Genomic DNA, 11,972 nt, shown 5'->3' on the forward strand with positions numbered 1-11,972 from the left:
TTTTTTCAAAAAATACTTGATTAGCCACGATAGCTATGTAGTATCGATAGATTAAGTCTTTGTTTTAGGGTTTGATCTCCATCACATGTTATTACCCTCTTCACCACCTATTTTTACCGTCAGCCGTTTAAACCAAACGGTCCGTCAGCTATTGGAAATGGAGATGGGGCAAATCTGGCTGTCTGCGGAAATATCCAATTTTTCCCAGCCCTCTTCCGGGCACTGGTATTTTACGCTAAAAGACGATCGTGCTCAGGTACGCTGCGCCATGTTCCGCACCGCTAACCGTAAAACCACGTTCCAGCCACAAAACGGCCAACAGGTTTTAGTTCGCGCCTCAATCACCCTGTATGAACCGCGCGGTGACTATCAGCTGATTGCAGAAAGCATGCAGCCTGCCGGAGATGGTCTATTACAGCAAAGGTTTGAACAGCTTAAACAGCGGCTGTCTGATGAAGGCCTGTTTGAACAGAGCCGTAAACGGCCGCTCCCTTCACCGGCAACCTGCATTGGTATTATTACGTCTAAATCCGGTGCCGCGCTGCACGATATTTTGCATATCCTACAGCGACGCGATCCCTCACTACCGGTGATTATCTACCCCACCATGGTTCAGGGTGCCGATGCGACATTACAGATTGCCCGTACCATTGAGTTGGCTAACCAGCGTAATGAATGCGACGTGCTAATCGTCGGTCGAGGCGGCGGTTCGCTGGAAGACTTGTGGTGTTTTAACGAAGAACTCGTGGCACGCGCCATTGCCAACAGTAACATTCCGGTGGTTAGCGCCGTTGGCCATGAAACGGACGTCACCATTGCTGACTTTGTCGCCGACCTGAGGGCACCCACGCCTTCCGCTGCAGCAGAAATGGTGAGCCGTAATCAACTTGAATTAGTTCGACAACTACAATCCCAGCAACAGCGGCTGGAAATGGCGATGGACTACTATTTTTCTCGCTTGCGCCAACGCTTGGCTCGTCAGGATAGTCGGTTACAGCAACAGCATCCTCAACTTAGGCTCTCCCGCCAACAGACGACGCTCTTGAAGTTACAAAATCGTCTGGAAGACGGCATCCAACTGCGGCTACGCCGACATTCGCGCCAAACCGAATTGTTGCAGCAACGTCTGATGCAAACTCAGCCACAAATGCGAGTACAGCGCAGCCAGCAGCAGCTACAGCAATTTAGCTATCAATTGCAGCAGGTGATGGAAAGGCAACTGAATCAGGCTAAACAGCGTTTCAGCGTTGGCTATTCTCAATTGGAAGCGGTTAGCCCTCTGGCAACCCTCGCGCGCGGCTATAGCGTTACCAGCACCAATGACGGTGCTACGCTGAAAAAAACCAGACAGGTAAAAGTAGGCGATAAATTAAAAACCCGCCTTAGCGATGGCTGGGTGGAAAGCAGCGTTAGCGAAATCAACAAGCTCGGAAAACAGTAGCCAGAGATATCCCACAGCCCCCGCTATGCTTGAGTCAATTTAGCCTGAGCCAATCGGGCAACTGCTAACGGTATTTTAGGATCTTCACCATCCTCAAGAAACCAACTGGCTGACAAACCACACCAGGCAAGAATCCACATCAGTAAGCGTCTCGGCTCCAGTCTGGCATAACGACTTATCAGCGCCAAGCGCTGGTGGAATTGTTCTGCTGAAGGCTCACAGCCCAACGGGTTGCAAAAGATATTGGCATAATCAAAACCGCGTTCTCCGATTAATCCCTTGGGATCAATCGCCCGCCATCCCAACTCACCAAAATCGAGAATATTCTCATGATGAATATCCCCGTGTAGTACCACTTCCCCTTGCGGAGTTGTCAGCAGTTGATTGGCAACGCTCAGCGCATCAATCAATATTCCACCGTGTTGCTTCGCCGCAGGGGCTAATCCAGCAAACCATTGAGATAATGGCATCAATTCAGGTAACACTACGGCTTGTGGATAGTGAAGTTCATCGATAACCGCACAAATAATTTGGCAGGCTCGATCATCATCGTCGTTCAGGGACATTTCACTAAGAGAAATCGGGTTTAGTGCCCGAAGTAACAAAATAGCCTGTCGATCATAAGCTAATACCTGAGCGGCCCCCTTACCATTCCACCACGACATCAAACCATTACCCCGAATCTCCTCAGCTGAAACAGCCACTTTCAACATGGCTGGAATAGCACCAAAACGCACCGGCATTAAATAGCTACTCTCCGTGATTCGCGGGACACCATCCGGCTTAAGCCCCCAGCCTTTTAGGTAACGCTCAAACATCACGTCGTTCAAGCTTGCTCCGTATAGCGTAATGAGATGCGCTTTTTAGAGATAAGGCCATGACCGTGCTGGCAGAAATAATCAACGGCACCACAGGCCTGCATTTTTTCTAGTGGCTTATTACAGTCCGGGCAAAGAGCAACTTGTTGGTAAGTCTTATGACATGCTTCACAATGATAAAGATTACCCTGCTGCCAAAGCAGAGCCTGGTGACAATGGGGACAATAAGCTTCCATATGACATCCTCTCTAAATCAGTCCGCTTCCTCTCAGGAACAGCAAACCGAGTGCCGTAGTAAAAAACGATCCTAACGTTGTCATCGCAATAATATTGGCGGCTAGCGTTGCATTACCGCCCATAGCACGGGTCATCACATAACTGGCAGCAGCGGTTGGCGTTGCCGACAATAAAAATATAACCCCTAATGAAACACCCCGAAAGCCAAATAGCCATCCGCCTAAAAACAGCAGCCCGGGGATGACCACAATGCGCGCAATACAGGCTAATACCGCAACGTTAGATGCCCTGAACATAGCGTGAAAATCCAGACTGGCACCGGTACACAACAACGCCAACGGTAAAGCCAAGCCTGAAATATACTGCCCGGTATGTACCAACACTTCTGGTAATGAAACTGAAAACAGGGAAAAAGGTAATCCCAATAGAATACCAATAATCAGAGGGTTAGTGATAACGCCGCGCATCACGCTGAGGAAATCAGGTCGACCATTGCTCCCAGTGGATAAACTGCGCGTTAGCGTGACCACCGATAACACATTAAAAAGTATTACCGTTATCACAATATAAAATGAAGCAATAGCCACACCTTCACTACCAAAGGCCATTGAACAATAGGCAACGCCTAAAATCGCCGCATTTCCCCGAAATCCTCCCTGAACAAAAATACCTCGCTCACGTGGGTTTTTTACCAAAAATGGCGCGGCAAACTCCAGCAACAAATATGTCGCAATGGTGCTCAATACACCATAAAGCATTAACGGGGCGTATTGCTGAAAGCTGCTATGGTTAGTGGCGATACTAAAAAACAGCAGGCAGGGTAAGGCTAGATTGAACACCAGTCGGCTGGCGGCATCGCAGAAATTATCATCGATAAGGCGAAAACCACGCATTAAGATGCCAATAATCAGCATGAGTAAATTAGGTACGGTGACGCTGAAAGCAAAACTCCATGTTTCCCACGACATTATTTACAACTACACCTTTAGACCCCAACCGTTGAATATGAATAGTATGCTGATATATCCGTAAAAGTCACGCAATCACCCGCTATCTGGTGGAATTTGACGGTTTTTTTAGTCATTCTGAATTAAGCATCAAAACGGCAAACCCGCGTGAATAAAACGCTTACCGGCACCTGTTAGCGATCCAATGAATAATTTATAAAATTTTTCTAAAAATCGCCTGCACGAAACAGCCACATTTGAGTATAATATCCAACACAAAGTCAGTAACCATGCCCGTTATTAACCTGAGGCTGAACACTGTAACTCATCAATTTCCATCATCACGCGATAAGGAACATTACGCCATGGATAGCTATTCCCTGAAAACAGGAACTACCCTTTCAGTAACCAAAGGAAGACCTCCATATGAATGATCTTCTTCTGTTACTTGCCATTATTTTATTTGTTGCTGCTGTCACGGTTACATTATCAAAAAAGATCGGTCTGGGTTCCATTCTCGGCCTACTGATTACCGGCGTTATCATTGGCCCTTACACGCCAGGTAAGATTATTGTTAAAGAACACGTCGATAATATTCTGCACGTTTCCGAATTTGGTATTGTTTTGCTCCTGTTTATCATTGGACTGGAAATGCAGCCAAAACGGTTATGGGCCATGCGCCGCGTGGTATTCGGCTTAGGTTCGCTACAAATTTTGCTTTGCGGTGCCGGAATTGGCGCTTATTTCTATTTACTGGGTAACCCGATCAATGCTGCCGTTATTATCGGCTTAACGTTGGCCCTTTCCTCAACGGCATTTGTTATTCAGATATTACAAGAACACAATGAATTCTCCAGTGAGCACGGCAGGATTGGTTTTGCTATTCTGTTGATGCAGGATTTAGCCATCGTCCCCTTGTTGGCTTTGGTACCACTACTTTCGGATAAAATCGCCGTACTGCCTGATGACTCGCCAATGTGGATGCAGACCATCTCGGTTATCGGCGCCCTGTTAGTGGTTATCGTGTTTGGCCGCTGGGTTGTGCCGTGGATTTTGAATCGGATGGCCAGAAAAGGCTATCGCGAGAGTTTTTCACTGTTTGTGATGTTTGCCGTGGTACTGGCTTCCTATGTAATGGATCACTTCGGTTTATCCATGGCGCTGGGTGCATTTATCATGGGTATGATGCTCTCCACCTCGAAATATGGCTTCCAGATCCATGCCAGCGTAGAGTCAGCTAAAAGCCTGCTGATGAGCATCTTCTTTATCTCGGTTGGTATGTCGATCGATTTCGCCACGCTGGCTCAAACGCCGTTCCTGTTCGTCAGTAATGTTGCGGTGATCCTGCTGGTCAAAATCATTATTCTATTCCTGCTATCTATGTTGTTTGGTACCTCCAAAGAGGCTTCTACCAAAGTGGCCTTCCTGCTATGTCAGGGTGGCGAGTTCGGTTTTGTCCTGTTCGGTGTAGCTAAAGCCTTTGGCGTCATTGATGACACCATGTTTATCATGGGCATCGGCGTTATTTCGGTCAGTATGGCATTTACCCCAAGCCTCTATGCCTTTGGCTGTCGTCTAACCCGAAGAAATGTGCAGGCTGAAATTGATAATGCGCTAACGCCACAAGAGACTGCCAATAATGCCAAAGTGGTGGTGGCAGGCTACGGAGATACCGGTCATGTATTAGCGCAAATGCTGCTGGATTCATCTATCCCGCATATCGTGATTGATAAAAATCCGGAAGTAGTGAAAAAAGCGCAGAAAGAGAATATTCCAGCCTACTTTGGCGATATTACCGATCCTAAGCTGCTAAACGTCATTGGCGTGGAACAGGCGCAAATGGTGATAGTTTCTATCGACCATAACGCCAGCGCGCTAAAAGCAGTATCTACCCTGCGCTCTCTTTATCCAATGCTGAAAATATTGGCTCGGGTACTGGATAGAGATCTCAAAGATAAACTGCTGGAAGCCGGTGCTAACTGGGTTGTGGTTGAAACCCTGGAAAGCAGCCTGCATATCGGTGCGGAAGCCCTGAAAGTTCTTGGCGTAGCGGATGAGGAAGTGTCTGAACTGGTCGATTCTCTACGTAAAGATGAGATGATGACAATAACCGAAGAAACCGACACCGAGTCAGAACTGACGGATGATCCGATTCAAACCGATACGGATTTTGAATTATCGCCGACTGATACTGACAACAACCTCACGCCGCATCATCGGCCTGAAGCCAGTTAATCGGTAACATTGAAATTAAGTCAGTATTAAAAAAGGCGCCATTGGCGCCTTTTAACTAACTGATTCTTTTAAATTAACTTCAATGGACATTCCGGCTGTAAAAACAATGCACGAATATCACTATTGTGCTTAGCCGGCAGACCATTAGTACTCAGCTATAGAGAGCGACAGGCCTACATTTCCTACGGGCACTCCGGCAGCTTTCGCTGCTACGACCCCCACGGAAATCTCTCCTGTCGTTTGACTATTTATATTTCTGTTATCAATCTAGCTAAAAATATTTTTTTACTCTCTTAAACCTTATTTACCACGACTCTTAATATGCTGCATCAAACGACGGCGTTTACGCTGTTGGGTGGCTGTTAGCTTATTACGGCGTCCGGCAAACGGGTTATCACCCTCTTTAAACTGGATACGAATTGGCGTGCCCATCACTTCCAGCGAACGGCGGAAGTAATTCATCAAATAGCGTTTATAGGAATCCGGTAGATCTTTCACCTGATTACCATGAATCACCACAATTGGTGGGTTATAACCACCGGCGTGAGCATATTTCAGCTTCACACGACGTCCGCCCACTAGAGGTGGCTGATGGTCATCCTGAGCCATTTGCATAATACGCGTAAGTAAGGAGGTACTCACTCGGCGTGTTGCACAGCGATAAGCTTCCTGCACCGATTCAAACAGATTACCCACGCCGCTACCGTGTAGGGCAGAGATAAAATGAACCCGGGCGAAATCAACAAAGCCAAGACGCAGATCCAAGACTTCTTTTACCTGTTCTTTAACTTCTTGTGACAAACCATCCCACTTATTGACCGCAATGACCAACGAACGGCCACTATTGATAATAAAGCCCAACAGGGACAGGTCCTGATCGGAAATGCCTTCACGCGCATCAATAACCAGTAAAACAACGTTGGCATCTTCAATCGCCTTCAGGGTTTTAATCACGGAAAACTTCTCAACGGTTTCCGTGACCTTCGCCCGCTTACGCACCCCGGCAGTATCGATAAGTATGTACTCACGCTCATCACGCACCATCGGAATATAGATACTATCGCGAGTGGTACCCGGCATATCGTATACAACGACTCGCTCTTCACCCAGAATCCGGTTGGTCAGCGTTGATTTACCCACGTTTGGTCGACCAACAATTGCCAGTTTGATTGGCAGGTTTTCCAAATAAGAGGAATCTGACTCCTCTTCTTGCCCTTCTTCATCAAACTCTTCATCCCAAACGTCATCACCGATATCGGCAAACTCAGGGTCTTCATCTTCAGCAGGGACGACTTCCTCAACGCTTGGGCCTAATACCTGCTCAATCAGTGAAGTTACGCCTCGGCCATGAGAAGCGGCAATCGGATAAATCTCACCTAAACCCAATGCATAGAAATCGCCTACTGCGCTATCAGGATCCAGACCATCTGTTTTATTGGCGACCAAAAATGTGGCTTTTTCACGCATACGCAGATGCTGAGCAATCCCCTGATCCGCCGGCATTAATCCAGCACGGGCATCAACCATAAACAGAACAACATCCGCCTCTTCTATCGCCAGCAAGGATTGTTCTGCCATATGGGTTTCAACCCCATCCTCGGTGCCATCAATACCACCGGTATCAATAACGATAAACTCATGTCCGGCAGCCTCAGCCTTACCGTATTTACGGTCGCGGGTTAAGCCTGGGAAATCAGCGACCAATGCATCACGAGTACGCGTTAAGCGGTTAAATAGCGTGGACTTACCCACGTTGGGACGCCCGACCAGCGCGATAACAGGGATCATGATTAAAGCCTCTTTCTTTATAACTCTATGATTCTTAGCTAATAACTTTAAATTCGCCATTAGCTTTATATAAGACGAAACGGCCCCTGATGTCAGGAGCCGTTTGCTACGGGCATGATATAAACTGTCTCATGCCGATCGATAAATAATACTCAGCGGCTAAATGAGTAAACGTCACCACCGCGAGCCTGAATCACTAACCGATCGCCGGCAGCAAGTGGCGCGGAGAGGAAACCGTCACTATCAACTTTATTCTGAGCCACAAACTGTCCGTTATTGCTGTCCATCCAGTGTAAGTAACCTTCTGAATCACCAACCACAACATAACCGTTAAACAGCGCAGCAGGAGTAAGTCCACGGTGCAGTAAATCATTCTGCTTCCACAGAATAGTTCCGCCGTTCAAGCTCAGGGCAGCAACACGGTCATCTTGATCGACCAGATAAACCCGATCGCCCTCGATAACAAAATCATTCACTGAACCCATCTCTCTCTGCCACATCAGTTGGCCTGAGCGCAGATCCAGAGCAACAAAGCTACCGTTATAACTCTGAGCATAAACCGCATTGCCGACAATAACCGGAGAACTATCAACATCGGCTAAACGGTCAATTTCCGTTGCACCACTTGGCTGAGAAATACTTTGTTGCCAAATCAGTTGCCCTTGTTCCAACAGTACCGCATTCACTCGGCCATTGTCGCCACCAACCAGTGCTGCGCCATGAGCGACAGCCGGAGAAGACTCACCGCGTAAAGAAAGCAGTGGCATACCCAAGTTAGCCGTCCACTTGATGCTACCATCAGCTTCATTCAGCGCCTGCAACAAACCGTTAGTGGTATGAATTAATACCACGCCATTGCTAACTACCGGACGGGACATCGCTTCCCCACCGACGATCGTTCTCCATGCAACAGCACCATCTTCGCTATTCAGAGAATATACAACCGCATTTTCGCTACCAATAAACAGGTGGCCATTCGCTGCCGTGACCCCGCCGGATAACATCGGAGACTTGGACGAAGAGAAAAAGCCGGTTTTATCGGTCAAATCTGTCTTCCAAATCTGCTTGCCGCTATCGGCATCCATAGCTTTAACCACGCCATCGCGCGCAGCCGCATAAATACGACCGTCTTGCCATGTTGGACGCAAATGAGAATAGTATTCGCCAATACCATTACCGACAGAGGAACTCCACATTTTCTTCGGAGAGAATTGATTTTCCACTTTTGGTAATGGAGACATTTTTACTGCATCATCATCGCCACCAAACAGTGAACAACCACTCAGCATGGTTACAGACAGCAATCCTACGCAAAAAATTCTACGTAACTTCATTCACATCCCCTTACGCGGCCAGATTGTTCAGTTTAATACGCAGCAGTTCTTTCAGTACCGGCGAAGGATTAGATTCTAATGCTTGGCTATACGCCTCACGAGCAGTTTTCTCATCACCTTTTTCGACTAAAACATCACCACGAATTGCCTGAGCCTGTGCAAACCATCCACCTTTTTGTACGGTGCCCAGCGTTTTCAGTGCATCGTCAAACTGCTTATCCTGCAGTTGAATACGCGCTAAACGCAGATTGATGGCTGACAATAAATTATCGTCTTTAGTATGACCTTGTGCCCACAGCAATTGTTGCTTGGCTTTGGCAAAATCACCTTTATCAACCAAATCCTGAACCAGTTTCATGGCGGCAAAAACACCATAGGTGTTATCATTTGCCTGAATAAATGACTCCAGATTGGCAATATTATCACTGTGCAACATCGCCTGATCGAAAGAGATCGAGGCCGTGGTTAAGCTTTGATGCTGATGAGATTGCCAGTAACGCCATCCCAACAGACCACCGATACCCAAAACGACACCAACAACGATCGCTTTTCCGTTTTCACGGAAGAAGTTGCGTACCGCATCTAGCTGTTCATCTTCATTGTTATAGATTTCCACGGTGTCCCTCTTGATTAACCGATCAATGTTGCTAAATATGCTGCGACTTCAGTTTGCGCCAGCGTTTGTTGTTCACCATTACGCAGATCTTTCACTACCACCTGCCCAGCCGCAACTTCATTCTCACCCAATACCAGAGCAACCTGTGCGCCCCACTTATCAGCACGAGCAAACTGCTTCTTGAAGTTACCGCCGCCGTAATTGGTCATCAGACGCAGCTGCGGAGCAGTATCGCGCACAACCTCAGCCAAACTCATGGCGGCCATTTGCGTACCTTCGCCAGATGAAATCAGATAAACGTCTACGGCTTTATCTGCCTTAAAGTCAGGATTCACCGCCTGAACCAGCAGCACTAAGCGCTCCATGCCCATAGCGAAACCGACACCCGGCGTCGCATGACCACCCATCTGTTCAACCAGACCATCGTAGCGACCACCACCACACACTGTACCTTGAGCACCTAGACTGCTGGTTACCCATTCAAATACGGTGCGATTATAGTAATCCAGACCACGAACCAAACGCGGATTGATTTTATAACCAATCCCAGCGTTATCTAAAAATGCACACAAACCGCTGAAGTGCTGTTTTGACTCTTCATCCAAATAATCGTGCAACGCAGGAGCATCATTCAACAGCGCCTGAACATCAGGATTTTTAGAGTCCAGAACGCGCATAGGATTGGTATACATACGTCTCTGGCAATCTTCATCCAGCTTATCTTTAAACTGCTCCAGATAGGCTGTTAAGGCTTCTTTATAGCGGCTACGCGCTTCCAGTGAACCGATAGAGTTTAGCTCCAGCGTGACATGCTCGGAGATACCCAATTCGCGCCACCAACGGGCGGTAAGCATAATCAGCTCAGCATCAATATCCGGCCCCTGTAGACCAAAAACCTCAGCACCTATCTGATGAAACTGACGATAGCGTCCTTTCTGTGGACGCTCATGGCGGAACATTGGCCCAATATACCAAACACGCTGTTCCTGATTATAAAGCAGGCCATGCTCAATACCGGCACGTACGCAACTTGCGGTATTTTCAGGCCGCAACGTCAAAGAATCCCCATTACGATCGTCAAAGGTATACATCTCTTTTTCAACGACATCGGTCACTTCACCAATTGCGCGTTGAAATAAATGGGTTTGCTCTACAATCGGAGTACGGATCTCACCGTAGCCATAGCTCGCAAGAACCTGCTTAAGAATACGCTCGATAGGATGCCAGAGCGCCGTTTCTTCAGGCAGATAGTCGTTCATTCCGCGGATGGCTTGAATTTTCTTGGCCACGTCAGTTTCTCTATATCTTTAAAATTTTGATGATTATAGGAGGTATACCCACTCCACATCAATGCAAACAGGCGGTTATTACACAGTAATACCGCCCTCTAAGTCTATCTTTTTACTGATTACCGCTCATATCGTGTTGAATCTTTTTAATCCTCACGAATGTCTATACGCTTGGATTTATCCAGCACGCTGGCTCTGGCGCGGATTTTCGCTTCCAGTTGGTCGATCATATTATCGTTATCAAAACGTTCTTTCTGACGTTCACCATTTTCATAGTAACCGCTCTTATTATGACCACCGGTGACACCGATATCCGATACCAGCGCTTCGCCAGGACCGTTAACCACACAGCCAATAATTGACACATCCATCGGCGTCAAAATATCTTCCAGACGCTGTTCCAGCGCGTTTACCGTGCCGATAACATCAAACTCTTGACGGGAACAGGTGGGGCAAGCAATAAAATTGATGCCACGAGAACGAATACGCAGCGCCTTTAAGATATCAAAGCCAACCTTCACTTCTTCGATTGGATCGGCAGCCAATGAAATACGCAGCGTATCACCAATACCTTCAGCCAACAGCATACCAAGGCCAATGGCCGATTTAACTGAACCGCTTCGCGCACCACCAGCTTCGGTAATCCCTAAATGCAAAGGCTGCACAATCTGTTTAGCCAGCAGTCGGTATGATTGAACCGCCAAAAAAACATCCGAGGCTTTAACGCTGACTTTGAAGTTGTCGAAATTCATGCGATCCAGAATTTCAACGTGGCGTAATGCGGATTCAACCAACGCTTCAGCCGTTGGTTCACCATATTTTTCCTGAATATCTTTTTCCAGCGATCCGCCGTTAATACCGATGCGAATAGGAATATTTTTATCGCGAGCACAGTCAACTACCGCACGAATGCGGTCTTCACGACCAATATTTCCGGGATTAATACGCAAACAGTCAACGCCGTATTCTGCTACCTGTAGCGCAATACGATAGTCAAAGTGGATATCCGCCACCAAAGGAACGGATACCCGCTGCTTAATAAGTTTAAACGCTTCTGCCGCGTCCATAGTTGGAACAGAAACTCTGACAATATCTACGCCAACACGCTGAAGTGACTCGATTTGTTGAACCGTCGCATCAACATCCGTTGTGCGCGTGTTCGTCATTGACTGCACCGCAATCGGAGCCCCATCACCGATAGGAACATTACCAACATAAATACGTTTTGACTGACGACGAACTATCGGCGTTTCATTATGCATTATAA

The 11,972-nt window shown here is 47.3% G+C and carries 10 protein-coding genes; 2 read left to right on the top strand and 8 right to left on the bottom strand.

From position 1 onward, the window contains the following. Positions 1-85 precede the first annotated feature (85 nt). Positions 86-1,441, top strand: a complete 1,356-nt coding sequence (xseA, locus tag EL341_RS12880) for an exodeoxyribonuclease VII large subunit (protein WP_074823400.1) — start codon at positions 86-88, stop codon at positions 1,439-1,441. A 23-nt stretch (positions 1,442-1,464) separates the two neighbouring features. Here the strand turns inward: xseA and EL341_RS12885 are convergent, their stop codons facing one another. The 3 genes from EL341_RS12885 to EL341_RS12895 are packed head-to-tail and all read right to left on the bottom strand — an operon-like array spanning position 1,465 to position 3,464. Further along, the gene (locus EL341_RS12885) at positions 1,465-2,271 is read right to left on the bottom strand and encodes an aminoglycoside phosphotransferase family protein (protein ID WP_126467937.1); all 807 of its coding nucleotides are present in this window, start codon (positions 2,269-2,271) and stop codon (positions 1,465-1,467) included. Continuing rightward, the gene (locus EL341_RS12890; protein ID WP_047781701.1) at positions 2,268-2,495 is read right to left on the bottom strand and encodes a zinc ribbon domain-containing protein; all 228 of its coding nucleotides are present in this window, start codon (positions 2,493-2,495) and stop codon (positions 2,268-2,270) included. Before EL341_RS12890 ends, EL341_RS12885 begins: the two co-directional genes overlap by 4 nt. 12 nt (positions 2,496-2,507) lie before the next feature. Continuing rightward, positions 2,508-3,464: an AEC family transporter gene (locus EL341_RS12895; protein WP_126467939.1), complete on the bottom strand. Its 957-nt coding sequence runs from the start codon at positions 3,462-3,464 to the stop codon at positions 2,508-2,510. 405 nt (positions 3,465-3,869) lie between these two features. On the opposite strand from EL341_RS12895, the gene EL341_RS12900 reads away from it, so the two are divergent. Then, positions 3,870-5,678, top strand: coding sequence for a monovalent cation:proton antiporter-2 (CPA2) family protein (locus EL341_RS12900; protein ID WP_071845497.1), 1,809 nt, complete (start codon positions 3,870-3,872; stop codon positions 5,676-5,678). 300 nt (positions 5,679-5,978) lie between these two features. Here the strand turns inward: EL341_RS12900 and der are convergent, their stop codons facing one another. The 5 genes from der to ispG all read right to left on the bottom strand — a co-directional run bounded on the left by der (position 5,979) and on the right by ispG (position 11,967). Further along, positions 5,979-7,466 (bottom strand): ribosome biogenesis GTPase Der, encoded by a 1,488-nt coding sequence (gene der / locus EL341_RS12905; RefSeq protein ID WP_074823410.1) that lies wholly within the window; start codon positions 7,464-7,466, stop codon positions 5,979-5,981. 152 nt (positions 7,467-7,618) lie between these two features. Continuing rightward, positions 7,619-8,800 (bottom strand): outer membrane protein assembly factor BamB, encoded by a 1,182-nt coding sequence (gene bamB, locus EL341_RS12910; RefSeq protein WP_047781704.1) that lies wholly within the window; start codon positions 8,798-8,800, stop codon positions 7,619-7,621. 10 nt (positions 8,801-8,810) lie between these two features. Then, positions 8,811-9,416: a YfgM family protein gene (locus tag EL341_RS12915; RefSeq protein WP_047781705.1), complete on the bottom strand. Its 606-nt coding sequence runs from the start codon at positions 9,414-9,416 to the stop codon at positions 8,811-8,813. Positions 9,417-9,430: 14 nt separating this feature from the next. Continuing rightward, positions 9,431-10,705 (bottom strand): histidine--tRNA ligase, encoded by a 1,275-nt coding sequence (gene hisS / locus EL341_RS12920; protein ID WP_047781706.1) that lies wholly within the window; start codon positions 10,703-10,705, stop codon positions 9,431-9,433. Positions 10,706-10,851: 146 nt separating this feature from the next. Continuing rightward, positions 10,852-11,967 carry a flavodoxin-dependent (E)-4-hydroxy-3-methylbut-2-enyl-diphosphate synthase gene (gene ispG, locus EL341_RS12925; protein WP_047781707.1) on the bottom strand — a complete coding sequence of 372 codons (1,116 nt, stop codon included), beginning with the start codon at positions 11,965-11,967 and terminating at the stop codon, positions 10,852-10,854. Between the last annotated feature and the right edge of the window lie 5 nt (positions 11,968-11,972).

Source organism: Pragia fontium (assembly GCF_900638655.1).
Taxonomy (GTDB): domain Bacteria; phylum Pseudomonadota; class Gammaproteobacteria; order Enterobacterales; family Enterobacteriaceae; genus Pragia; species Pragia fontium.

What these genes read in the sequence shown, in the direction of transcription:
- EL341_RS12890 (WP_047781701.1), bottom strand. Translation starts at nt 2,495, where the DNA reads ATGGAAGCTTATTGTCCCCATTGTCACCAGGCTCTGCTTTGGCAGCAG.
- der (WP_074823410.1), bottom strand. Translation starts at nt 7,466, where the DNA reads ATGATCCCTGTTATCGCGCTGGTCGGGCGTCCCAACGTGGGTAAGTCC.
- EL341_RS12895 (WP_126467939.1), bottom strand. Translation starts at nt 3,464, where the DNA reads ATGTCGTGGGAAACATGGAGTTTTGCTTTCAGCGTCACCGTACCTAAT.
- xseA (WP_074823400.1), top strand. Translation starts at nt 86, where the DNA reads ATGTTATTACCCTCTTCACCACCTATTTTTACCGTCAGCCGTTTAAAC.
- ispG (WP_047781707.1), bottom strand. Translation starts at nt 11,967, where the DNA reads ATGCATAATGAAACGCCGATAGTTCGTCGTCAGTCAAAACGTATTTAT.
- bamB (WP_047781704.1), bottom strand. Translation starts at nt 8,800, where the DNA reads ATGAAGTTACGTAGAATTTTTTGCGTAGGATTGCTGTCTGTAACCATG.
- EL341_RS12900 (WP_071845497.1), top strand. Translation starts at nt 3,870, where the DNA reads ATGAATGATCTTCTTCTGTTACTTGCCATTATTTTATTTGTTGCTGCT.